The organism is Desulfuromonas sp. TF (genome assembly GCF_000472285.1).
GTDB lineage: Bacteria > Desulfobacterota > Desulfuromonadia > Desulfuromonadales > ATBO01 > ATBO01.
Map to the genome: position 1 here is coordinate 348618 of NZ_KI421418.1, position 24472 is coordinate 373089.

Here is a 24472-nt window from a genome sequence, read left to right on the forward strand (position 1 = left end):
ACCCCGAAGGGGATTTTAGCCCTGCATTGCGCCGCATGATCCAGGAGTTGGGCCTGAACAATGTTCACATGATCGACAAGGTCGATCATGAACAGCTCAACACCTGGTATTGCGCTGCCGACCTTTTCTGCCTGGCAACCCAGGGCGAAGGGTGTCCAAATGTTGTTTTGGAGGCTTTGGCCAGTGGTGTACCGGTTGTTGTGACTGATGTTGGTGCCATAAGGGATTTTGTTGCGCCTGGGCATAACGGTTTCATTGCTGATATTCAGAATTTGAAGGCTTTGGAACAGAATATTAAAAAAGCTTTGACTACTCTTTGGGATCGGAAAGAGATATCTGAAAGGATGCAGAGCAGGACATGGGAGGCCTGCGCCCGGCAAGTATTGGCTATTTATCGAAAGGTCCTTGAACCTGTGGCAGATCAAAAGTGCTGAGGAGAAGTGTGTGAAAATTCTTTATCATCATAGAACTCTTGGCGATGGCGCAGAGGGTATTCATATTCGTGATATGGTTGCAGCATTCCGAGCACTTGAGCATGAGGTCATGGTTGTGGGGCCGGTTGGTGAGACAAAGCCGGAGCTCAATCAAAGGGTTGGCTTGTTGACTAGATTGAAAAAGGGAATGCCCTGCATCCTATTTGAAGTCTGCGAGATTGCTTACACAATTTATAGTGCCTTTCAGATCTTTCGGTTAATCAAAAAAAATCGACCTGATTTCATTTACGATCGTTATATAACTTTTAATGCCGGATGTATTTTGGCTGCAAAAATCAACAAAGTTCCGATACTGGTTGAAGTAAATGCTCCTCTTGCGCTTGAACGTAGTCAGGAACCGGATGAAAAATTGATTTTTCGCAAGTTGGCTTTTTTTATTGAGAGTTGGGTTTGCAAACATGCTAACAGAACGATAGTCGTTTCAACTCCACTCAAGGAATATTTAATCTCTGTGGGTGTACCGCAAGAAAAAATCATTGTCATGCCTAATGGTGTGAATGATAAAAAATTCATACCCGCTCCGAAGTCTCAAGAACTTCTCGATGAATTAGGCATCGGAAGAGATGATGTAACAATTGGCTTTACGGGAGTTTTACGGCCGTGGCATGGAGTTGATATTCTGGTGCGGTCTGTTGCTGAGTTGTCAAAGGAAAAAAATATTTTTCTTCTGATTGTTGGGGACGGCCCCATCAGGCAGGAGATTGAACAATTGATCAAGGAAACAGGCTTGGAAGGTAAAGCAGCGATCACCGGACGTGTTGACCATGAGAAAGTTCCCCAGTATGTAAATCTGATCGATATCGCGGTTAGTCCCAAGACCACCTTTTATGCATCACCCATGAAGGTCATCGAGTATATGTCAATGGGCAAGGCTGTTGTGGCACCGGATACAAAAAATCTTTTGGATATTATTGACCCCGAGGTAAATGGAAAGGTTTTTCTGGTAGACGATTTCTATAGTCTGAGAGACGTCTTGGCATCGCTTTCTGAAAATGGGTGTTTCCGTAATTCCCTTGGCGCTTCGGCCAGAGAGAAAGTGAACAGACGACTGAACTGGGGCTGGAATGCCAGTGAAGTCTGTCGCATTGTTAGTGATTTATAGCCGATTAATAGTGTTTTGGTATCCGTAACTGACAAAGACAAATGAGTGACCAGCGTAGCCGTTGTCCTGAAAACTCCAAGGCACAAAAGCCTCCGGATGACTCCGGAGGCTTTGTGCCTCTGAGTGAGATATAACAAATTCTTTAATTGATAATGCGCAGGTTCGCGACAGGTTTAGGTGGCGTACCTCCTGCTGAATCGGAATCAGTTCCTGGTTTTAGATCATAGTCAATCGTGTGAATCAAAGAACTTGGTGCATTATGACCATCACCATTGGCCGTAGATGAAACATCTTTTATGGCAAAATAGATTCTATTCACAGACTGCTCAATAGAATTTGGAATGGTGAAGCGAGTCCATGCCGGCTTTTTCCAAGAGTTTGGGCGCCTGAACTTATTTGTAGTTCCACGCTCCCAATACTCAGGCTCTGCTACGGTAGCTTGAGCATAATTTGCATTGGTGATAGGAGATGTGGAGTAGCGGACCTCGAAAGTCGACTGAGATGACGAATTATATCCGGTTGCATTAAAAGAGTCGTCCATGAATCCAATTTCCCACTTGTCGCTTTCCGGCCAATATCCAACCCAGACTGAGTTAATTGAGATATCATTCTCTGGTTGACTTGTTTCACTTAACTTAACTTCGTCTAGGATATAATATGTTTTACTTGAATTCGGGTATCGAATTTCCAAATAAAAACTATTCATAACGGAAAAGTAGTTGTACGGAGAAGGATTGTCGTCTGGTTTATCAGCCTCTTTCATACCTCTCTGGTGTTGGGGGTGGCGATTTAGCTGCATATGCAACCATGTGCCTGAATTGACAGTGAACATGTGATAATAATGTTGGTTGTTGGCTTCTTTAGGACAACTTTCCCCTCCTAGACCGCCACCATCCCAACACAGATATGTCCCAAAGTGAATATTACCGTTATTAGGATCAGATGTCAGGCCGCTATTAGAGATGCCGACAGGCTTGAAATAAAAATCAAGTCTATCTGTATCATTGGTCGCCAAACCCTGGCTGCTAAAGTTTTTACCCCATTGAAACCAATGCCCAGCTTGATAAACAGAAGTTTTACCAGTGTCATATACCTTTAGAGATCCTCCAGATTCCGTACTAGGCGCCCTGTCTTGCACGATAGTACCAATACTATCATTGCCATAGTCACTTTTTTGGAATGCCCTTGGGAACCACCCTGAATCCCCATAATAAAACTTTCCGTCATTTTTCCTCCAGCCGGACCCTCCGTATCCATTTGTGTCATTTGACCAAGTCCATCCCGGCCAGGTTGTTCCAGACGTACCCGATTCATTCCAATCAAATATGGTTTGCGCCCCAAAAGCGACACCGGAGCAAAGGAAGATGATTGCTATTGCCAAAAATGCTTGTTTGATAAAGTTTATGCTCATAATCGATCCTTTTAACTAAATGTTTCCCTATTAGCCAAGACTACGTTATTCATACTTGTATGCAACCTGCCTGAAAAACTTCCGTGCTCCTTCAGATACGGTGAATCCAGACCGTCGATGGGAGGCCGCAATACGGCAAGGCAGAAGACGGTCATACCATACGGCAGGTTGAAAGACATTTACTTTTTCCCTTTCCCGGGATGCCCATCACCCCATTTCCCGTTTTTCCCCGAAGTATCTGAAGTGTCGTCCGCCATGCCGTTACAGTTCTCATCGATGCCGTTGCCGGTGATTTCAGTGGCCCTAGGGTTGATGCTCGCATCGTTGTCGTTGCATTCAGTAGCATATCCATAGCCATCGCCGTCGAGATCGTCATCGTCCTCCATGCCGTTGCAGTTCTCGTCCAGCCCGTTGTAGGGGATCTCTTCCACGTTGGGATTAAGCAGGGGGTCGAGGTCATCGCAGTCAGTCGCCTGGCCGAATCCGTCGCGGTCCAAGTCATCGTCGTCGGCCATCCCGTTACAGTTCTCGTCCAGCCCGTTGTACGGGATTTCTTCGGCCCCCGGGTAGATCTGCGGATCGTTGTCATTGCAGTCAAGATCCTGGGGGGAGCCGTCAAGATCGAAGTCCGTGACGACCGGGGCAGGGTCGCTGATCTCGCCGACCTTTTTCAGGTAGAAGTAGTCCAGGCCGACGTTCGCTTCGCGGCTGCGGAGAACGACGGTCGTCGTGCCGGCGGCCAGTTCGATGGTATAGGGATCGAACTGGGGCGTGGTGTAGTCGCCTTTTCCGCGGTTGGCAATGGGGTCATCCCGCCAGACATTGAACTCAGAAGCCGAAAGGTTCGGGTTGAGGTCCCAGACGAATTCGGAGCCGCCATTGATGGAGACATGGAAGGAGTCCGAAGCCTCGTCCGGTGCATGGACGCGGCCGATGATCTGGTAGACGCCCGCTGATTTTACATTGAAGACGAATTTGGCGCTCCCTGAATTGCTGGATGTGGTCTTGATGTAGGCGCCGCCCGAAACGGAGGTATCGGAGACCTTCTGTACGGTTCCGCTCAGGGTGGCCATCTCGGCCTCGAGGGTTCCGGATGGCGCCGGGGAAACGTTCCCGGTATCCGCAGTATCGTCCGCCATGCCGTTACAGTTCTCATCGATGCCGTTACCGGTGATCTCAGTGGCCCCCGGATTGATGGCTGAATCGTTGTCGTTGCAATCAACGGCATATCCATATCCGTCGCCGTCGAGATCGTCGTCGTCTGCCATGCCGTTGCAGTTCTCGTCAATCCCGTTGTAGGGGGTCTCCTGGGCTCCCGGGTAGATCATAGGATCGTTATCATCGCAATCAAGTTCCTTGGGGTAGCCGTCCAGGTCGAGATCGGTGACGACCGGGGCGGGATCGCTGATCTCGCCGACCTTTTTCAGGTAGAGGTAGTCCAGGCCGACGTTCGCTTCCCGGCTGCGGAGAACGACGGTGGAAGTGCCGGCGGCCAGCTCGACGGTAAAGGGATCGAACTGGGGAGCGGTGTAGTCGCCGTTTCCGCGGTTGGCCATAGGGTCTTCCCGCCAGGCATTGAACTCGGAAGCCGAAAGGCTCGGGTTGAGATCCCAGACGAACTCGGAGCCGCCGTCGATGGAGACATGGAAGGAGTCCGAGGCCTCGCCGGGAGCATGGACACGGCCGATGATCTGGTAGACGCCTGCCGATTCGACATTGAAGGTGAACTGGGCGGTCTCTGATCCGCTGGATGTGGTCCGGATGTAGGCGCCGCCCGAAGCGGACGAATCGGAGATCTTCTTTATGGTGCCGCTCAGGGTGGACCACTCGGCCTCGATGGCTCCTGAGGGCGCCGTTGAGGCGGGGTCCTGCGCCGCCTGGATACATACCTCATTGGAAACCCCGCTCTCCAGCCCAGACGTATTGTAGGCCGTGACGGTGAAGCAATGAGGCGAGCTGTCGTCGAGCCCTGACAGGGTGGCGGTTATGTTGTTGCCGACATCGATGGGTGAGGATCCTTCAAGAGCATCGACGCCGTTGTAGGAACCCGAGCCTGATCCATAATAAAGCCGGTATCCGATGACATCCGATTCCTGGTTCGGATCCCACTCCAGAGTGACGGCGAACGCCGAAGCCAGGCAAATCGAGTTGACCAGGCAGATGGCTAGAACCTGGAGCAATCTTACTGTAAATCGATTGGTTGGAAGACTCGCAGCTTTGCTTTTCATTGACAAAAATTACCTCCATGGCGGATGGTCTTGAGCTGCTTCGAATAGAAGACCGATCCGCCACCGGAGGCGGATAACAGATTCTTCAGTCCGTTCGGCAACCCGACCATCCCGTTACGGCTTTGGGATTCGTGGCTTTGGTACCCCCCTTGCGGGGTTTACCCTTTTCGTGGACTTGGATTGTAGGTTGTGGGCTCCATCCGGAAATTGCGGATGGGAGATGGTTATGCTGTTACATTCGCATGTCTGAACGTATCTAAATTCACCGGCCCTGTTGAAATCTTCTCCTCTTCACTCCAGACGCTCATCATCTGCCTTTTTCATCCCCTTTCTCGCTGATGGATTTGGTTCATTCACGAAAAAAGCGCTTTCCTTCATGCCGAAGAAAAGCGCTCCAGAACGGACCGATGCCCGCTTGTGATTGCGTTTCTCTTGGCAACCCGGCTATCCGCCATAGCCTTTGCGAAGGCGGACCCGTGGCTTTGCGTCACCGGATTACTCCGGTTTTGCCTTTGTCTGAGAAAAAATTACTATCTTTCCAGTGTTTGGATCGTTGGCCTATGTAGTTTGCACCTGGCGTGCCAATAACGATCATCTAAGAATGTCAGGGTCGATTCTCCACCCTGAGCCGTCGTTCTGCCAAAGCGCTTCCCCCTCCTGCCTGCATAGGGAAATTTGCTTTCGGAGACGGTCTTTTCGAGTTGGAAGGGGGCGGGAGTACTGGACTTTTTAGGTCTTCGCGTTTTCACGCAGCGGAATGGCGCAAAACGTCACAACCCGTTGTTATACAAGCGAAAATTGATTGAAAAAATTTATCGATGGGGCCTGGCGGGTGAAGATTTTCACCCTTTTTTCACCTTTTCCCGGGACCGTTTGAGGTGTTCTTGCAACTCGGTGTGGCGTGCGTGACACGATCCGGGGATGGGGCGGCGGTGAACCGCTCTGCGGAAACAGAGTCTGCCATGGGACTGTTTCCATCTGAAACACCCCCCTGCCTTCCTGTTTCCGATCGCGCCATGGGTCCGCCAATCTTTTTGGGATGGAGCGAGTAAGTAGCTGAATTTTTGGAAAAAACCTTCTTGGTATGGCTCTTGATAAAAGATCTTTTATCTTCAATTGTGCAAATGACGTCCTTGGCCTTGAGCAAATACGAGGAGAAAGACTTTGAAGGTCATTAATATCGTCGGAGCTCGTCCCAACTTCATGAAGATGGCCCCGATCATCGAGGCCATGAACAAGCATCCGGAGAGAATCGAGCATATCCTCGTCCACACCGGTCAACACTACGACGAGAAAATGAGCGTGTCCTTCTTCGGTGATCTGGGCATGCCCCATCCGGACATCAATCTCGAAGTCGGCTCCGGCTCCCATGCCGAACAGACCGCCAGGATCATGGTCGCGTTCGAAAAGATCTGCCTCAAGGAAAAGCCCGACCTGGTCATCGTCGTCGGCGACGTCAACTCCACCATGGCCTGCACCATCACCGCCAAGAAACTCGGTATCAAAGTTGCCCATGTCGAAGCCGGCCTGCGCTCGCGGGACATGACGATGCCTGAGGAAATAAATCGCCTCTGCACCGATGTTCTCTGCGATTTTCTGTTCACAACCGATCATTGGGCTGACGAAAACCTCATGGCCGAAGGGATTCCTAAAGAGAAGATTTTCTTTGTCGGCAATGTCATGATCGATACCCTGCTCAAGCACAGGGAAAAGGCCAGGGAAGTCGGACTGGTCGACAAGGAGTGGCGGATCAAGCCGGGAGGATTCGCCACCCTGACCATGCATCGCCCCTCCAATGTCGACGATCCCGGCGTTTTCGGCGGTCTTCTGAAGGCGCTGCACGAAATCTCAAGGGAACTCCCCATCGTCTTTCCCATCCACCCCCGCACCCGGAAAATGGCCGAGCAGTTCGGGCTCTCTCATTACTTCAGCAGCGGCGATACGGTCGAAGGGATCTGGATGACCGAACCTCTCGGATATATGGAATTCCTGCACCTGAATATGAACGCCAGACTGGTTCTCACCGACAGCGGCGGACTCCAGGAGGAAACGACAGTCCTGGGGGTCCCCTGCATCACCATGCGAAACAACACCGAACGCCCCATCACCTGCGAGGTCGGGACCAACTTCCTGGTGGGAAACAACCCGGAGAAAGTCCTGGAGTGCGCCAGAAGGATATTGGAAGGTAATGTGCCTGAAGGAAGGGTGCCGGAGAGGTGGGACGGGCGGGCGGCGGAGAGGATTGTGCAGGTACTTCTGGAGAAAAGATGATGGATACTGCTGCGGCGTATTTCCGGAAAAACCGGATATATTTTTTGTTGCTGCTCCCCTTTGTTGCGGTCCTCTACGCCACAATCATGCCCGATCTGTTCGATGATTGGCTGAACGACCCCAACTACTCCCACGGTCTCCTCGTCCCTTTTATTTCGGGGTGGTTCGCCTGGCAGCGCCGAGGTGACCTGCAAGCATCCGAGGTGCGCTCCAGCAATGCCGGGCTGGTCGTCATCTTCACCGCCCTGGTGATGCTGATCGTCGGCGCCGCTGGAACCGAATACTTCACTCAGCGGATATCTCTGGTCCTTCTTCTCGCCGGCATCATTCTCTACTGGTTCGGTAGGGAGGTTTTAAGGATCCTCGCCCTTCCTGTCGTCTTTCTCGTTTTCATGGTCCCTCTCCCCTATATCGTCTATGACGCCATCGCCTTCCCGCTGAAACTCCTGGTGGCCAAGGTTTCGGTGGCCACCCTCAAGGCTGCCGGAGTGATCGTATGGCGAGAGGGGAACATCATCATGTTCCCGAATGTCACGCTGGAGGTCGCCGATGCCTGCAGCGGTCTGCGTTCGCTGATGTCGCTTCTTGCCATCGGCGTCTCCTACGCATTTATCTTTCATAATTCGAGGCTGCAGAGGATCCTTCTGATCTTGATGGCGGTTCCGATCGCCATGATAAGCAACATGTTCCGAGTGATCGCTACCGGTTTTCTCGCGCAATATTACGGTGCCGCAGCGGCAGAGGGTTTCTTCCACGAATTCGCCGGACTTGCGGTTTTCGCCCTGGCGATGGGACTTCTGCTGCTGACCGGTATGATCTTGAGGAGGATCGGAAGATGACCCAGCGCTATCGCTTCTTTGTCGTCTATGCCCTGCTGATCGTCGCTGCCCTGTACCTCCATAACCATGAGGAATCAGCCGTTCCCACCAGCCGTCCCTTGAACGAGATCCCCATGCAGCAGGGAGCATGGGTAATGACCGGCGAAACCCGCTTCAGCGAACAGGTGCTGGCAGTCCTCAACCCGAGCGACTACCTCTACCGTGTCTATCACGACGCGGAAGGCCGGCAGGTTGCCTTCTATCTCGGCTACCACAACGGTGGAAAGGAAACCGGATCGATCCATTCCCCCAAGCATTGTCTCCCCGGCGGAGGCTGGTTCGAACTGAGTGAGAAGAAAATGGCACTGCCGGTTGGCGAGAAGGCTGTCCGTCTGGTCTGTTCGGTCTACCAGAACGGGGATGCCAAGGAGATGTTTCTCTACTGGTTTCAGGTCAAGGGTAAGACACTCAATGACGAGTACAGCCTTAAGCTGGCGGAGGTCACCAATTCCATTCTCCACGGTCGCCGCGATTCGGCCTTCGTTCGCATCTCCATTCCCTTCGAGGAGGACGATGAGGCGGCATTCGAAGCCGGGCGGCGGTTCATTGAGGAGTTCTATCCTGAGATCCGTTCTGTTTTGCCAATGTAGGAGGTCTCTTTTCTTGGTCGAAAAGGTACGCTTTCAGCAGTTTCGGATGGCGGCGCGGTTGAGGTGAGTTAGTTGATCATGTCGATTAAATGGGCTGTTGGCATACTGATAACCCTGATGTATCTGGCCGTCGGCTTTTACCCTTTCAACTGGGTTTATAGAGCACACACTTTTAACAATGAAAAAGCTGTACTTACCGCAGCGGGCTACAATTTCAGCGGACCCGGTATCGCCTGCGCGGACACCTCCCCTGAGTGGGTACAAAAAACCATAGATGGCACTCCTCTGGAAATCGATTTGGAAATTAAAGCGGCGCACCTGCGGCAATTCGGCCCTGCACGCATTTTTACTCTTTCTAAGGACCCATACTTTAGAAACCTGACCATCGCTCAGGAAGACGAGGATCTCATTGTCAGGATGCGGAATCCGGAGACCGGACTGAACGGAATCCCTCCATACGTGGTGAAAGGCGTATTCTCTTCCTCGTCCTGGCATCGCATTAAGGTTTCGATTACGACGAGCGCTCTGCGCATTCATGTAGATGAATCAACGCCGCTTTATGTACCCCTGCCGGAGAAACCCTTTTCCCAGTGGGACCTGACTTATAATCTCGCCTTGGGAAATGAACTGACATTCGACAGGCCCTGGCTGGGAAGTATCCGGCGGGCTACCGTTCGCTCGGGAAAAGAGTCCATTGAATATACTTTACCGGGCATGCTGAACGTTCCGGACAGATACGAAGTCCCGCGAAAGCCGCGCCCCTTACTTCAAACTTTGCTGGGTGGATCCGGCACCGGCGACATCCTTGATTACATGATAAATTTTTTCGGGTTTATCCCTTACGGCCTTATGATCATTTTTTTGAATTCAGGGCGCTCATGGGTGTTTGCGACGATCCTTTGCTTGGTATTGAGCCTGACGATCGAGACCGGTCAGCTGCTCGTCGTTACCGACAGGGTCCCGTCATTGGTGGACCTGACGCTCAACACGCTCGGCGGGATGTCCGGCGCATGGATGGGAGAGATAAGCCTCTCCCGCTGTTCCCCTCGTTTCAAGGTAAAATAAGATGCTACCGCAGACAGTCCTTCCCCTCATCGCCGTGTTCTTAGCAGCTCTCTACAGCCTTTTCCTTCTACTAAAGGCCGAGAAGCAGAGCGGCGGAGTCTATGCGCTGGCTGCAGGATTGTTGCTTTTTGCGGCTCTGGAGCTTTTCGACCTTCTGTCCGTGCTCCGGCCGGAGGAGCTCTGGACCTGGAGGCGGGGGGCACTTTGGGCCGAGTCCTTTCTCCCGGTGGCGTGGGGCCTTTTCTCCTTCATCTTCTGTCGGGAGATCAGGTTCCGGGATATCCTTCTTTCTTCTAAACTTTTTTTGTTCCTTTCGCTCGTCTTTCCATTGGTTATTCTGCTGGTCCCCCTCGATCGTTTCTACTACTCTCCCGATTTCGCCGAGGAGCGGCTTATCTTCCTTGGCCGTGCCGGATACTTCTTTTATTTCGGCCTTCTCATTTTTTTGATCTACGCTCTGATGCAACTGGAACGGACATTGAGAGTGCTGGGAAGGCAGGAGCGCTGGCAGGCGAAGTTTGAGTTTGTAGGCGCCGGCGTCCTTCTTGGGGTTTCCATCGTCTATTTCAGCCAGGGACTCCTTTACAGCTCCCTCGACCTGGCCCTGTTGCCGGCCCGCTCCATTGCGCTGGTGCTGGGAGTGGCTCTGATGGCATTTTCCCGTCTGCGGCGCGGTGTCCCCACGCGACTCGCCGTATCTCGTCAAGCGGCCTATCGCTCAACGGTCCTCCTGGCGGTGGGCCTCTATCTCTTCGCGCTGGGTCTGGCCGGGGAGGGGATGCGCTATCTCGGGCCGCACTCGCAAAGGTATTTTGTGGTTCTGCTGGGTCTGGTCGGAGCCGTGGCGCTCCTGGCGCTGGTTCTCTCCGACACTCTGCGGCGCAGGACCCGGGTCTTCGTTCACAAGCATTTTTTCAAGGAAAAGTACGACTACCGGGCGCACTGGCTGGAGTTCACAAGCCGTCTGTCCAACTGCTCGGATCTGAACGAGGTGGCCGTCGTGGTGCTGGCGTTTTTCTCCGAAACCTTTTCGGTACGGGGCAGCGCCCTTTATCTGCGCAACGGCGAGGGAGGGGATTTCAGGCCTTTTGCCGTCCATGAACTTGCCTTGCCTGTTCAGACCATCCCGGGCCGCGGAACCTTGGCTGCATTTCTGGGAGAGCGGCGCTGGGTGTTCAGTCACCGAGAGGGGCCCACGGAGATCGTCGAGGAAAACCGGACGCTGATGGAAAAGCAGGGGATCCATTTCGTGGTGCCGTTGTTCTTTGACGAACGCCTGGAGGGGATGGTGCTGCTGGGAGAACCCATCAATCCTGCGGAAGTATTCTTTTACGAGGATTATGACCTGATGAAGGTCCTCGCCCGCCAGGCCGCCGCCACCCTGATGAACCAGAAGCTCGCCGAGCAGCTTGCCGCCGGCCGGGAGCTGGCAGCCGTCGGCAAAGTGTCGGCATTTGTCATGCACGATCTGAAGAACTCGGTGTCGAATCTGGCCCTCGTGGTGGAAAACGCCCGCAACTACATGGAGGATCCCGATTTTCAGGCGGACATGCTGGAGACTCTCGACAACAGTGTCCGGCGCATGAAGGGCCTGATCGAGCGTTTGCGGAATTTCGAAAAAAAAACCTGCTTGGAGCTTGCAAGTTGCGACCTTTCAGCCCTGGTGGCGGAGACCGCCCTTGAGATACCGAAAAAATGCATCACATGGGAGGGAGCCCCGACACGCTGCACGATCGACCGATCCGAAATCGCCAAGGTTGTGCAGAACCTGTTGCTCAACGCCCTCGATGCGACCGCCGGCAACGGCCCGGTGCGGCTGGAGGTCGGCTGCGACGGAATGGCGTTTATCCGTTGCCTCGACCAGGGATGCGGGATGTCCGCGGAATTTATTCGCGAGCGGTTGTTCAAACCATTTGCGACAACCAAGCAGAAGGGCTTCGGCATCGGACTCTACCAGTGCAGGCAGATTGTCGAGGCCCACGCCGGCCGGATCGAGGTGAAAAGCACGCAGGGAGAGGGGACGGAGTTTACCGTTTGGCTGCCCTTGACCAATCAACTAATCACGAATCACCAATCACCGGATTTTCTATGAAAAACCTCCTGATCATCGATGACAATGCCGAAATCCGCAAACAGCTCAAGTGGGGCCTCGGTCGGGATTATTCCATCCTGCTCGCCGGGGATGTAACCGAGGCGCTGAGCCTGTTCAAAAAGCATCGACCGCAGGTGTTAACCCTGGACCTGGGCCTGCCCCCGGATGAGGAGGGGGTGACGGAGGGGTTTCGTTGCCTGGAGAATTTTCTGGGCCTGGCACCGCAGACCAAGGTCATCGTACTCACCGGCAGGGGGGAACGGGAGCATGCACTCAAGGCGTTGCAGATGGGGGCCTATGACTTCTATGCCAAACCTGTCGAGCTTGCCGAGCTGAAGGTGATGCTCCAGCGTGCCTTCCACCTGGCGGACCTGGAGGAGGCTAATCGGCAGCTGCAGAAGGATCTGAGAGGCGAGAGCCCTGGCTTTCAGGGGATTTTCGGGCAGAGCCCGGAAATGCTGGAGGTCTTCGCCACCATCCGCAAGGTGGCGACCAGCGACGTGCCGGTTCTGATCCTGGGAGAGAGCGGAACCGGCAAGGAGATGGTAGCCAGGGCTCTCCACCGCGAAAGTCTGCGGCGGGACGGTCCCTTCATCCCGATCAACTGCGGCGCCATTCCGGAAAACCTTCTGGAAACGGAACTTTTCGGCCATGAGAAGGGGGCGTTCACGGGCGCCCAGGCACGGGTGCAGGGGAAGGTCGAGTACGCCGACAAAGGGACCCTTTTTCTCGACGAGATCGGTGAGCTGCCGACCATGCTGCAGGTCAAGCTCCTTCGTTTTCTCCAGGATCATGTCATTCAACGGGTCGGCGGCAGGGAGAACATCCGTGTCGATACCCGGATCGTCGCCGCCACCAACGCTGATATTGGCAAGATCCTCGAAAGCGGCGCCTTCAGGGAGGATCTTTATTACCGGATCGGAGTGATCACCGTCAGCCTCCCCCCTCTGCGCCGTCGGGGCGACGACATCATGCTGCTGGCCACCCTCTTCAAGCATCGCTATGGGGAGGCGTTTCGAAAACGGGTGCGAGGCTTCAGTGCCGCGGCCCTGGATGCCCTGCGGAGCTTCGACTGGCCGGGGAATGTGCGGGAGCTGGAAAACAGGGTCAAGCGGGCGGTCATCATGGCCGAGGGGCCGATCCTCGAGGCGGAAGATTTGGGATTGGCGGCGGTCGCAGGAAGGCTTTCGACCAAGGCAACAAATGCCGCCGGTTTGACTCTGCGGGAGGCTCGGGAGCAACTGGAGCGGGAACTTCTGGCGGCGGCCCTGGAACGACAGGAGGGGAACATCGTCAAGGCCGCCGGAGACCTCGGCGTCAGCCGCCCGACCCTGTACGACCTGTTGAAAAAGCACAAGCTGTATCAGCCGACGGAGTAGGGCTCTCTCCATACCACCCTCCAGAGGGCGCCGGAAAAACTCTTGAAATTCTTAAGATGTTCCCGGCGCCCTTTTTTTCTCCGATCGGGAAACATTGACCCCCTCGACCCGGCCGCTTTCGTTCTCATTGCGATGCAGGATGACCGTGGGATCTGTTCCGCCGCTCCCTCGGGAATGGAGAACGAGTTTTTTGATTGTCGGAAAAACTTACAAAGGCTGCGACAAGAGGAGTGCTGCGGAAAAAGGTCATTAAATTCCTATTATTGTAGCGTTGGCTTTGATTGTGCAAAACAGAAGATTAACGCTCGCGAGACAGGATACCTCAGGTCAAAAAGGGAGGATGAAATGAGAGGTTTAATGAATTTTATGCGAGCAGGCCCCTGCATATCAGGATGTCACATGGAGCTGAGCGCAGGCGAGTGAAGAGTGGCAGGGGGGGTGATAGACGGTTGACTCAAAACGTTCATCAAGGATAAAGGAGGCAAACTATGAAAAAGTTCCTGGTCGTGGGATTTGTTACCTGCATGCTGTTCTGGGTAGGTACCGCATGGGCTACGCCGATCACCGGAGACCCAGTGGGATCAGTTAATTTTAACTTCCCTAGTACAAACGCAGATAACTACAACAATGGAATAGCGCCCCAATTCCCGTACGTCCTTTTTGATTCAAATGATACGGACTCCGTTACGCTTAATTTTTTCAACACCACTGGTTTTTCAACGGTGGATTTTGATATTCGTATCGACAGCGCGGGCGGCCCGACCGAGCCTGACGTTGTCCCTGGCGTGAATTCCTCTTTACTACAGACGTTCTCCGCAATCAGTTTTATAGATGTTCGCTTTAGTACCGGTCCCGAAAGAGACTGGCGTTTTGACTGGACTCGCTTCTATGTGGCATCCGTCCCCGTCCCCGAACCCGGCACCCTGCTCCTTCTCGGAAGCGGCCTGGCCGGCCTTGGGGTAGTGACCTGGAGACGCCGGAGGAACGGGTAAGGCACGAGCCGGCACCTCCGGTCTTCTCAGCCGGATCGCCGCCAGAAGTGTAAAATATCCCGACGGAAATTTCCCCGGGAGATCGATCCTGAATACCTGTCCGGAGATCAGCTTCTCCGGATTTTTCTTTGTCGGACTGACAGGGCGCGCCGGAGGGACTGCCGGGAGCCGGGGGGGAGATTATGTCGGAATTCTTTACATCTTTATAGTTGAGCATATTTTCATTCGATAAAGTTATTGAAATTATTGCGGTTTACTTTTTGGAACGAACCTTGCTCAACTTATAAGTGACCATCAAGAAATAATGAGGCCCCATACTGAAAAAGGAGGAAAAAAATGAGAAAATCTATCTTGAGGCTATTTTTGGCATCACTATTCCTTGTCGGTTCAAGCGGTGTTGCATCCGCAATCTTGATTCACACAGCAACAGATTTTTCGACAGGAATCACCTATGAATTCTATTACGAGGCAAATGGCATTAGTTGGGGCGATGCTTATTCAGCGGCCATGGATCTGGGTTGCATGCTGGCTGTCGTGGATTCAGAAGCAGAGAATGAGTTTGTCGCAACCGCGCTTGCCGGACTGTCGACGGACTTATACAATTCTTTTGGGGTCGGTCCTTGGCTGGGTGCTTCTGCCGAGTCGAGTATAGCAGGTTTTGAATGGGTAGACGGATCGGCATTTGGGCCATACACAAATTGGTATGGAGGCGAACCCAACTTCGGTGAAGGCGGCGTGGCTCAAGGCCTTGTTTATTATAACGGTGGTACTCACTCTGGGTCCATGTGGGCTGATTATGGCCAAAATGGTGGTTCCCACGGCCAAGTGGTGGGATATGTCGTCGAATGCGCCCCCGTCCCCGAACCCTCCACCTTCTTCCTCCTCGGTGGTGGTCTGGTGGGCCTGGCCTTTGCAGTTCGCCGGAGAAAGGAAGTATAAATTTACAGACACCAAATTTACAGACACCAAATTACGATCAACACCAAGCCCCAGCCTTCCCCGGTTGGGGCTTTTCATTTCCTCAAATCTGCACCGAAAATCAATTTTCCGTCATGAAACTCCCGCTCACGCTCTCATAGGTTTTGCCCTGAGCGTCCATGCCAACGACCTTCCAATAGTATTTAGTGGCTGGCTCCAGATCGAAGGCGGTGTAATAGGTATCCCTCAGGCCGGCCACTGTCTCCAGGGTGGAACGGCCGCCGTCGATGGTGGGACCGGCTCCGTCGTCGCTGATGCCTCCAACGAGGGCCGGATCACTGCCGTCACCGTCACCACCGCCACCACCACCGCAACCGAAAATGAGCACGGGGGCAAGCAGCAGGGCAATCACCAGGATTGCTTTCCCCCGTCGACGCGGTGCCCGGGCGAAGCCGATGAGGCCCATGAAGGCCCCGCCGGCCAGCGTCGCCGGAGTCTGGAAGGGGGTGGAAGCCATATTGCCGCCGGGTTCCAGGGCAGGATCGGTACTGTAATACAGGGTGTAAGTCATGTCCTCGCCGATGGGAGCGCTTTCCCAGCTGAAGGTCACCTCGGCCGGCGTCACGACTTCATTGGGCACCGGATAGTACAGTCCGGGAACCCAGTCGCTGACGACCATTTCCGAAAGCGGACTCTCCTGTCCAGCCGTATTGTAAGCTGTGACGGCGAAATAGTAGATCTGACCGTCGGGTAGACCGGTCAGGGTGGTGGTCACGTTGTCCTGAACGTCTATGGGCGAGGCACCTTCGGCGGCGGCGATACCGTCCAGTGGAAGGGAAGAAGATCCAGCCTTGTAGTAGACTCTATAACCTTCAATATCAGTCTCCGGATTTTCATCCCACGCCAGGGTGATATCCCTGGCCAGTGCCTGGCCGGTCGAGAAAATGGCGATAATTGAGAGCAAAACAAGTAATTTCCTGGTCATTTTTTATCCCTGATGGATTCTGTTTTATCCCCAAAACGCGAACAAAAAAAGCACACATCTGTATAAATCGAAGATGAGTGCCTTGGGATTGCTTGCGGCATCTCTTCGGCGGTCCGGCTATCCGCTGAAACCTTGGTGAAGGCGGACCCGTGACTTTGCGTCGCCGGATTGCTCCGGGTTTGCCCTTGTCGGAGAAAATTTCTGACTATTTTCCCATAGATTGACTTGTATGTTTCAAACGAGTGCACTTGGCGTGCCGATAGAGCCCATGGAAGAAGATCGACCCCCGGTTACTTTGACGGCATCGTCGTTCGTAAAGGCGGTTTCATGCCCTCCTGGATCGGGTTTCTGATCTTGTGAAATAGGTCTCAGATCGGGAAGGGGGCGACAAGACTGGACTTCCAAGGTCGCGTGTTTTCACGTATTCCAACGACGCAAAACGGCACAAGGTCTTGTTTTGTAGAGAAAAAATAACTTAAAATTTTTTTTGTGGGGGCGTGGGAGTGGAAAATTTCCTATATTCCCCTCTTCCTCTGAGGCAAGTTTACAACGCGGGTGTGGTATGAGTGATACGATCCGGAGGGATTGCGAAGAGTCTACAGGTCGATGCCATAAGGGACACCCGTATTTAAGGGTCAATCCATGCCTTGCCAACACGTTGTTCCCATATGAAACAATCCCCCGCCTTCCTGTTTCAGATGGCGCCATGGGATCGCTGATCTCTTCATCCGATGGCCTCCAACACGTTGTAATCGCATTGAAATCTCTTTGGTACGACTCTTGAAATATGAATCCGTGAGGAATGAGGAGAAAAAAATTCAACCGGGCGGGAGGCTGACATGTGCGGTATCGTCGGTTTTATCGGGTCGAATGAGGCAACTCCCATCATTCTCGACGGCCTGCGGCGGCTGGAATACCGCGGCTACGATTCGGCGGGCATTGCCACACTGAACCACGGCAAGGTGGAGATCCGTCGGGCTGCCGGAAAGCTGGTCAATCTGGAGATGATGCTGCAGGAGCGGCCGTTAGGTGGGAGCTGCGGCATCGGCCACACACGTTGGGCCACCCACGGCCGCCCATCGGAGATCAACGCTCATCCTCACTGCGCCGGTGGCATTGTGGTGGTGCACAACGGCATCATAGAGAACTACCGGTTTCTGAAGGGGATGCTGACGGGAAAAGGGCATCACTTCCGCTCTGAGACCGATACCGAAGTCATCGCCCACCTGATCGAGCATCACTTCAAGGAGACCGGCAGCTTCGAAGCCGCCGTCCGTCTGGCTCTTTCCGAGCTGCGCGGCGCCTATGCCGTGGTCGTTCTCTGTGAAAAAGAACCGGGGCACCTGATCGCCGCCAAATCAGGCTCCCCCCTGGTGGTGGGCCATAGGGGAGGGGAGTTTTACGTTGCCTCCGACATCCCCGCCATGCTCTCCCGCACTCGCGAGATGATCTTCCTCGATGACGGCGAATTCGTCCTCTTCGGCAATAGGGATATGAAGGTGTCCATGCTGGATGGACGAAAGGTGCGGAAGGAGTCGAAGACGATCACCTGGAATCCCCTGCTGGCCGAGAAGGGGGGGTACCGGCATTTCATGCTCAAGGAAATCCATGAGCAGCCCCGGGCCATCGCAGATACCCTTGCCGGACGGATCCAAGAGAAAGGGGAGGTCCAACTGGAGGAGCTCCATCTGACCGACGTGGAGCTGCGCCGGATCGAGAAGCTGTTCATCGTCGCCTGCGGCACCTCATGGCATGCCGCCCTGATCGGCAAGTTCTTTATCGAAAAGCTGGCCCGGGTGCCGGTGGATGTCGACATCGCCAGCGAGTTTCGCTACCGCGATCCGATCGTCACCGGGAACACACTTACCCTTCTCATCAGCCAGAGCGGCGAGACTGCCGACACCCTGGCGGCGTTGCGCGAGGCCAAAGGGAAGAAAGGGAAGACAGTCGCCGTCTGCAATGTCGTCGAGTCCTCCATCGCACGGGAGAGCGACGGGGTTATCTATACCCATGCCGGGCCGGAGATCGGCGTTGCCTCAACCAAGGCCTTCACCACCCAAATCGTGGCCCTTTACATGTTTGCCATTCGGCTGGGTCTGGCGAGGGGGACGATCAGCTCTGGGCAGTGCCGGGGAATGATTCATGATTTGCAGGCTCTGCCTGAGAAGGTGGAAAAAACGCTGATGCAGGATGGGGCGATCGAGGAGGCGGCCCGCGCCTACATGGGGGCGAAGGATTTCCTCTTCCTGGGCCGCGGCAACCAGTATCCGATCGCCTTGGAGGGCGCACTCAAGCTCAAGGAGATTTCCTACATCCATGCCGAAGGCTATCCGGCCGGAGAGATGAAGCACGGCCCCATCGCCCTGATCGATGAGCAGATGCCGGTGGTGATCCTGGCCCCGCGCAACGAGACATTCGAAAAGGTGGCTTCCAACATGGAGGAGGTACGTGCCCGGGGCGGCAGGGTGATTGCCGTCACCGACCACGCCGGCGAGGAGCTTACGGGAAAAGCCGATCTGATCCTGAATCTTCCGGCGGTTCCCGACGATCTGATGCCCGTCATCACCGCCGTCCCGATGCAGCTTCTTGCCTATCATGTCGCTGCTCTGCTGGGCAAGGACGTGGATCAGCCGAGGAATCTGGCGAAGAGTGTGACGGTGGAATAGGGGAAATCTTTACCGAATCTTCATATCGGCTTTAAGCACCCTTTATCCTTTTGCCTTATGATGAGATCATAAATAAAGCAATGGGACAAGGTGCGGGTCGGGCTTGAGCCGGACACGACGCCGATTGGAGGTAATCATGAAAACCCTGTTCACGGGATTCGTTGTTCTGGCGCTGATACTTGCCGGCTGTCAACAGAGCCGGGGAATGGATGAAGAAAGGAATCAGAAAGCGGGAGAGATGTCCGGGGCTACACGGACGGCGGTCTTTGCCGGCGGATGTTTCTGGTGTACCGAGTCCGATTTCGAAAAGGTGCCCGGGGTGATTGAAGCCGTTTCGGGCTACACCGGCGGGCATACGGAGAATCCGACCTATGAGCAGACCTCGGCCGGCGGAACCGGCCATATCGAAGCGGTCAAGGTGACGTACGATCCGGAGCGGGTCACTTACGGCCAGCTGTTGACCTGGTTCTGGCGTCACGTGGATCCCACCGATGCCGGCGGCCAGTTCGTCGACCGGGGCGACCAGTACCGCGGCGCCATTTTCTACGCCGACGAAGAGCAGCGCAGGCTGGCGGAGAGCTCGAAAGAGAAACTGGCCGCCTCGGGCCGCTTCGAGAAGCCTATCGCCACGGACATCCTGCCCCTCGGTGAATTCTACGTGGCGGAGGAGTACCACCAGGATTACTATAAGAAGAATCCCATCCGCTATAAGTTTTACCGCTTCAATTCAGGACGCGATCAGTTCCTGGAAAAAGTCTGGGGAAAACAGTCGCCCGAAGCGATTCCGGAGGCCGATGGGAAGATGAAGTCCATGGCGGAAGCGGGCGGGATGAGCGCGGCCGATTCCGGGATGGAGAAGGGAAATAAGGGTATGGAGAAGGAAAAGGAGTATGTCATTCCTGACGATGCGGAGCTGCGCCGTCGCCTTACGCCGCTGCAGTACAAGGTCACGCGCGAGGACGGTACCGAGCCGGCCTTTCAGAATGACTACTGGGACAACAAGGAAGAGGGGATCTACGTCGACATCATCTCCGGAGAGCCGCTTTTCAGCTCGACGGACAAGTATAAGTCCGGAACGGGGTGGCCGAGCTTCACCCGGCCTCTGGTCCCGGAGAACATCGTGGAGAAGGAGGACAGGAGCTGGTTTTCGGTGCGCACCGAGGTGCGGAGCCGCCACGCCGACTCCCACCTGGGACACGTCTTCGAGGACGGCCCCCCGCCCACCGGCCTGCGGTACTGCATGAACTCGGCGGCACTTCGGTTCGTTCCCAGGGCGAAGCTGGAGAAGGAGGGGTACGGTCAGTTTCTGAAGCTCTTCGAATAAGCCGTGTCAGAAGTTTCCGACCATCATTGGAATCATTGTCCACTTCCAAGTCAGGCTGGTTGACAATCGCCTTAGGCCCATTATGATTTATAAATGATTTGGGGAATGTATTATATCTGACCAGCAGGCAATGGAGGTGTTTATGAAGACAGTGCGACAGCTGATTGAAGCGAAAGGGCGGGATGTCTGGTCCGTCAGCCCGGATCAGACGGTGTTCTCTGCCCTGGAGTTGATGGCGGACAAGGACGTCGGGGCGGTGATGGTGATCGAGGGGCAACAGGTCGTCGGCATCATGTCCGAGCGGGATTACGCCCGCAAGGTAGTCCTGAAAGGGGTCTCCTCCAAAGAGGCAAAGGTTTCCGAGATCATGAGCAGAAAGGTCGTTTTTGTCCGACCCGAGCAGAGTGTCGAGGAGTGCCTGGCTCTCATGACCCAGAAGCACTGCCGGCACTTGCCCGTCATGAGCGGCAAAGACCTTGAAGGCCTGGTCTCCATCGGCGATGCGGTCAAGGCGATCATTGCCGAAAAGGAGTTCATGATCGGTCAACTTGAGAACTATATCCTTGCCGGATGACCTCCCTGAACGGTCCGGCAGCAGTCACAGAGGCGTACCTGCAATGGTGCGCCTCTTGCTTTTAATGGGTGGTGTCGGGATCTAACCGTTTTTGGAATAAATCCTGCTGAATTCCTCTTCCTGTTCGGGACTTCCGATAAGAATCAGGCTCATCCCCTCCTCGAGAACCGTCTCAGGCGACGGTACGACCATCGGATCTTCCTTCCCTGACGATTCGAGCGCGACGATGGAACATCCCGTTTTCGGGCGGATCCGAGAATCACCGATGGTCTGGCCGACCAGGCCGGGTGGCAGGGACCGTCGGAATACGTTGATCCCCTCGGTGAGAAAGGCCGAGGTCTTCGACTCGATGATGTTCAGAAGAATGCTGGCTCCCACCGAAGCCTGGGAGACGACAAAATCAGCGCCGGCGGCGTAGAGCTGGGTAACGTTCTCGTCGGTATTGGCCCGGGCGACGATGCGGATGTGGGGCTGAGTGTGTCGGCTGACCAGGGTGAGAAAAATGTTGGTACTGTCGTCGTTGGTGGTGACGATCAGTCCCTTGGCGCTGTCGATGCCCGCTTTCTTGAGGACGTGGCGACCGGTAGCGTCCCCGTAGATCGTCACATGCTCGTCACAGGCCGAGTTCTCCTCGCGGTCGACAAGAAAGAAGGGAACCGGTTTGCGGTCGAGGAACGTCGCGGCTGCGCAGCCGATGCGGCCATGGCCGAGAATGAAGACCAGATCTTCATCCGCCTGTTCACCCGTCAGTTTCTCTAGCTCGTCGAGCTGTTCACGAGTCCCCGCCAGCACCATCAGTGCCTCGTCGTCGAGCCTGGATTCGGCGGTGGGGATGGTGAAGCAGCCTCGTTCCCACAGACCGATAATAGCGAGACCGGTGCGCTGGCGTACCTGAGCCTCGGAAAGGGTCAGGCCGGAAAAAGGAGTACCATGCACCGGGATCTCGGCGATCTGCAATCGTCCGAAGCTGTCGAGCACATGGGCCATGGCGCCCCTGGTGGTCGCACGCGTCGCCAGGTAGCTGCCGAGTATCTTGTGCAGGGGAATGGCATGGTTGGCGCCGGCCAGCCGCAGAAGTTCCCCATGGGAAGCTTCGGAGACCGTTGCTGCGATCGGTGTGTCGCACAGGGAGCGCACCGTGAGGCAGATGTTGACATTCTCGGGGTCGGTGAGATTGGCGACCACATAACGAGCCGCGGCGATCCGGACCGATTCCAGGACCTGGGGATCGGTCGGTGAACCGCACACAACCCGGATTCCGTCTTCCTCCTCCAGGCGCAGAGCATTGTCGGAATCCGGGGTGACGACCACGAAGGGGATCTGTCGGTTCTGCAGTTTTCGGATCAGGGTGCGGGCGACGGCGTCGATGCCGAAGATCAGGACGTGCCCGGAAGTTTCAGGCGGAAGTTCAAGGGTTGGTCGATAACGCAGTCGATGTTCGATCCAGGGTGCCAGAAACAGGCTGATCAGTCCGAAGGGGAGGATGATGAGAAGGAAGATCACCCCCGTGAGCGTCACCACCGCGGCGAAGATGTACCCAGGGTCGGTGTGGAAGGTGATGTCGCCGAAGCCCAGGGTGGTCATGACCGTGATGGCCCAGTAGATGCCGGCGATCAACGAAAACTCGCGCCCTTCCAGATGCCACATGAGAAAGCGGAACAGGACGGCATAGATGAGAATCATGGCGATCAGGAAAGCGCAGTAATAAACCAGGTACTTGAGGTTATGCTTGGCGCGCCCGCGAAGGAAGTAGGCGAGTTCCGAGGCGATGGTCTTCATGTGGTCCCGTCATCGTAAGAATTTCAATCAATCACAGAACTATGACAGTTCACGGGACAATCGTCAACGCCGACCCACCATCTCCTTCAGGCTCAGGGCGTTGCGAACGGCGTGGCCGCCGATGTCGTTGTTGAAATAGACGAAGACGCTCCGCCCCTCCTCACGCCAGGCGGTAATCCGCTTCGCCTCCCGTCTCAGTGCTTCTTCCGAATAACTGCCCGAGTACGAGGCTTCGGAAGAGCCGTGAAAGCGCAGGTAGACGATGCCGGCGGTCACCCAGTCGGGACATTTGCCGACAGCTCCGTGGTCGTGAATGCAGAAGGCGGCGCCGTATCGTGACAGCAACCCGCGGATGGATTCCTGATGCCAGCTCTCATCGCGGAATTCGAAGACCTTGGTGAGCTCTCGCGGCAGGGCCCGCAGGAAATTTTCCAGGCGCTCCGCATCCGCTTCAAACCGGGGGGGAAGCTGAAAGAGAACCGGACCAAGGGTCTGGCCGGCCAATGCAGCCCGCTCGAGAAATTTCTCCAGTGAGGCCTCCGGGTCCTTGAGCCGCTTGATATGGGTGATATACCGGCTGGCTTTGAAGGTGTAGAGGAAGTTCGGCGGAGCCACCTCCCGCCAGTGATCGAAGGTTTCCGGTTTGGGGAGGCGATAGAAGGTGTTGTTGATCTCTACCGTGTCGAAATCCCGGACATAGTGTCCGAACCAATCGCGCTGCGGAAGGTCTTCAGGATAGTAATCTCCTTTCCAATGGGGATAAACCCAACCCGAGGTGCCGATACGAACGTCTCCTCGCATATTCGGGGTGCCTCAGTGCAGGTATTTCGAACGCACCTTGCCCAGTTTCTCTTCCGCCAGCAGACCCAGGTCCTCTGCCTGTTCGGGCGAAATCGCCTGGCGCGCCATCTCGAAGAGAGCGGTCTCCTGGTGTTCCAGGTAGGAGAGGATTTCGGTGTACAGTCTTTCGATCCAGTCTTGAAATTCCGGCTTTTCTTTAGAAGCCCGGGCCATCTCTTCTACCATGGCGAGGATTACCTTCTGCTCCCCATAAAGAATTCGCGCCTGCTCCCGGGTGCTTTCCATGTTGAGAATGAGCGGATAAATGAACGATTCCTCCACTTCTTTCTGCGCCAACAGGCGGCCCCGGATCTCCTCGATGAAATCCGACCGCTCCCAGTCCTGGTCCGCCGTGGTGTTCAGCAGCTTGCCGAGTGTTTTGCGTATCCGGGTATTTTCCACTTCCAACAACTGGTAGAGATTCATCGATTATCTCCTTCGATTGCGGCCTGATGAGCATCGGAATAAACCTACCATGGCTTCCAATAATGTCAAAAACATGGATTTTCCCCACAGTTCGGCCCGTAAAAGTCTACTCTCCCGACCCATCTCTCCTCAGACACCGTGTGGAAAATTTTGCGGCGGATCTCCAATCCCTGTTTGACATCCCTTTTTTTGTTGATATGGATTCATAAAGGAGGCCCCCCGGCTTAGACCACAACCTGGAAAACAATGGAGCTTGTATGAACATACCGGAAGAAATCGACCGAATCAAAGCGGCGATAAAGATGGTGGAAGATCCGGGCGCAGCGACGGCCCTGAGGCATGTGTGCAAAGTGCTGACGGAAATCAGCGATCAACTCGAATCGGAAGCGGGCAGAACCCTGAAAGAGGAGGAAGTGAGGGAGAGGCACTGAACCGTGACGCGAATACGGACAAAAAGC

Annotated in this window: 20 protein-coding genes and 3 riboswitches; of the genes, 14 read left to right on the forward strand and 6 right to left on the reverse strand. The window is 54.8% G+C overall.

Features of this window, described 5'->3' with window-relative positions; translation table 11 throughout:
* Together DTF_RS0109840 and DTF_RS0109845 are read left to right on the forward strand one after the other, a co-directional pair.
* A partial coding sequence (locus tag DTF_RS0109840) for a glycosyltransferase (RefSeq protein ID WP_162148628.1) occupies window positions 1–434 on the forward strand: 434 nt, incomplete at its 5' end.
* A gap of 10 nt (window positions 435–444) precedes the next feature.
* Entirely contained in the window at window positions 445–1596 is a 1152-nt protein-coding gene (locus tag DTF_RS0109845) for a glycosyltransferase family 4 protein (RefSeq protein ID WP_027715187.1), read from the forward strand.
* A gap of 142 nt (window positions 1597–1738) precedes the next feature.
* Here DTF_RS0109845 and DTF_RS26510 read toward each other — a convergent pair whose 3' ends face one another.
* Both DTF_RS26510 and DTF_RS25460 read right to left on the reverse strand, forming a co-directional pair.
* On the reverse strand, window positions 1739–3007 hold the full coding sequence (locus tag DTF_RS26510; protein ID WP_155890776.1) for a hypothetical protein: 1269 nt from the start codon (window positions 3005–3007) through the stop codon (window positions 1739–1741).
* A 179-nt stretch (window positions 3008–3186) separates the two neighbouring features.
* Window positions 3187–5235, reverse strand: coding sequence for a MopE-related protein (locus DTF_RS25460; RefSeq protein ID WP_081702901.1), 2049 nt, complete (start codon window positions 5233–5235; stop codon window positions 3187–3189).
* Between the two features lie 93 nt (window positions 5236–5328).
* A riboswitch (cyclic di-GMP riboswitch) is annotated at window positions 5329–5408 on the reverse strand.
* Between the two features lie 258 nt (window positions 5409–5666).
* A riboswitch (cyclic di-GMP riboswitch) is annotated at window positions 5667–5756 on the reverse strand.
* A 643-nt stretch (window positions 5757–6399) separates the two neighbouring features.
* Between DTF_RS25460 and wecB the strand changes: the two genes are divergently transcribed.
* From wecB to DTF_RS0109900, 8 genes are all read left to right on the forward strand, one after another.
* Window positions 6400–7506 (forward strand): non-hydrolyzing UDP-N-acetylglucosamine 2-epimerase, encoded by a 1107-nt coding sequence (gene wecB, locus DTF_RS0109860; protein WP_027715188.1) that lies wholly within the window; start codon window positions 6400–6402, stop codon window positions 7504–7506.
* Window positions 7503–8345, forward strand: a complete 843-nt coding sequence (gene xrtA / locus DTF_RS0109865) for an exosortase A (RefSeq protein WP_226989259.1) — start codon at window positions 7503–7505, stop codon at window positions 8343–8345. Before wecB ends, xrtA begins: the two co-directional genes overlap by 4 nt.
* Window positions 8342–8974, forward strand: a complete 633-nt coding sequence (locus DTF_RS0109870) for an exosortase C-terminal domain/associated protein EpsI (protein WP_027715190.1) — start codon at window positions 8342–8344, stop codon at window positions 8972–8974. The genes xrtA and DTF_RS0109870 overlap by 4 nt, the downstream gene beginning before the upstream one ends.
* Before the next feature lie 78 nt (window positions 8975–9052).
* Entirely contained in the window at window positions 9053–10039 is a 987-nt protein-coding gene (locus DTF_RS22955; RefSeq protein ID WP_226989269.1) for a VanZ family protein, read from the forward strand.
* Between the two features lies 1 nt (window position 10040).
* A complete protein-coding gene (prsK, locus tag DTF_RS22960) occupies window positions 10041–12131 on the forward strand; it encodes an XrtA/PEP-CTERM system histidine kinase PrsK (protein WP_051361204.1) in 2091 nt (696 codons plus the stop codon).
* On the forward strand, window positions 12128–13510 hold the full coding sequence (gene prsR, locus DTF_RS0109885; RefSeq protein WP_027715191.1) for a PEP-CTERM-box response regulator transcription factor: 1383 nt from the start codon (window positions 12128–12130) through the stop codon (window positions 13508–13510). Before prsK ends, prsR begins: the two co-directional genes overlap by 4 nt.
* A gap of 488 nt (window positions 13511–13998) precedes the next feature.
* Window positions 13999–14502, forward strand: coding sequence for a PEP-CTERM sorting domain-containing protein (locus tag DTF_RS27195; RefSeq protein ID WP_051361205.1), 504 nt, complete (start codon window positions 13999–14001; stop codon window positions 14500–14502).
* A 336-nt stretch (window positions 14503–14838) separates the two neighbouring features.
* Window positions 14839–15441, forward strand: a complete 603-nt coding sequence (locus DTF_RS0109900; protein WP_027715193.1) for a C-type lectin domain-containing protein — start codon at window positions 14839–14841, stop codon at window positions 15439–15441.
* Between the two features lie 100 nt (window positions 15442–15541).
* Here the strand turns inward: DTF_RS0109900 and DTF_RS0109905 are convergent, their stop codons facing one another.
* Complete coding sequence (locus DTF_RS0109905; protein WP_081702902.1) at window positions 15542–16405, reverse strand: fibronectin type III domain-containing protein; 864 nt, start codon at window positions 16403–16405, stop codon at window positions 15542–15544.
* A gap of 104 nt (window positions 16406–16509) precedes the next feature.
* Window positions 16510–16599, reverse strand: a riboswitch (cyclic di-GMP riboswitch).
* A gap of 645 nt (window positions 16600–17244) precedes the next feature.
* On the opposite strand from DTF_RS0109905, the gene glmS reads away from it, so the two are divergent.
* The 3 genes from glmS to DTF_RS0109920 all read left to right on the forward strand — a co-directional run bounded on the left by glmS (window position 17245) and on the right by DTF_RS0109920 (window position 20969).
* Window positions 17245–19071: a glutamine--fructose-6-phosphate transaminase (isomerizing) gene (glmS, locus tag DTF_RS0109910; protein ID WP_027715195.1), complete on the forward strand. Its 1827-nt coding sequence runs from the start codon at window positions 17245–17247 to the stop codon at window positions 19069–19071.
* Window positions 19072–19207: 136 nt separating this feature from the next.
* Window positions 19208–20395, forward strand: coding sequence for a peptide-methionine (R)-S-oxide reductase MsrB (gene msrB / locus DTF_RS27680; protein ID WP_027715196.1), 1188 nt, complete (start codon window positions 19208–19210; stop codon window positions 20393–20395).
* 142 nt (window positions 20396–20537) lie between these two features.
* Complete coding sequence (locus tag DTF_RS0109920) at window positions 20538–20969, forward strand: CBS domain-containing protein (RefSeq protein ID WP_027715197.1); 432 nt, start codon at window positions 20538–20540, stop codon at window positions 20967–20969.
* 81 nt (window positions 20970–21050) lie between these two features.
* Here the strand turns inward: DTF_RS0109920 and DTF_RS0109925 are convergent, their stop codons facing one another.
* The 3 genes from DTF_RS0109925 to DTF_RS0109935 all read right to left on the reverse strand — a co-directional run bounded on the left by DTF_RS0109925 (window position 21051) and on the right by DTF_RS0109935 (window position 24014).
* Complete coding sequence (locus DTF_RS0109925) at window positions 21051–22748, reverse strand: TrkA family potassium uptake protein (RefSeq protein ID WP_027715198.1); 1698 nt, start codon at window positions 22746–22748, stop codon at window positions 21051–21053.
* 63 nt (window positions 22749–22811) lie between these two features.
* On the reverse strand, window positions 22812–23549 hold the full coding sequence (locus tag DTF_RS0109930) for a DUF72 domain-containing protein (protein ID WP_027715199.1): 738 nt from the start codon (window positions 23547–23549) through the stop codon (window positions 22812–22814).
* Window positions 23550–23561: 12 nt separating this feature from the next.
* Window positions 23562–24014, reverse strand: coding sequence for a hemerythrin domain-containing protein (locus DTF_RS0109935; RefSeq protein WP_027715200.1), 453 nt, complete (start codon window positions 24012–24014; stop codon window positions 23562–23564).
* Window positions 24015–24271: 257 nt separating this feature from the next.
* Here DTF_RS0109935 and DTF_RS26520 point away from each other — a divergent pair, with 257 nt between their 5' ends.
* Window positions 24272–24445: a hypothetical protein gene (locus DTF_RS26520; RefSeq protein WP_155890777.1), complete on the forward strand. Its 174-nt coding sequence runs from the start codon at window positions 24272–24274 to the stop codon at window positions 24443–24445.
* The last annotated feature ends 27 nt before the right edge of the window (window positions 24446–24472 follow it).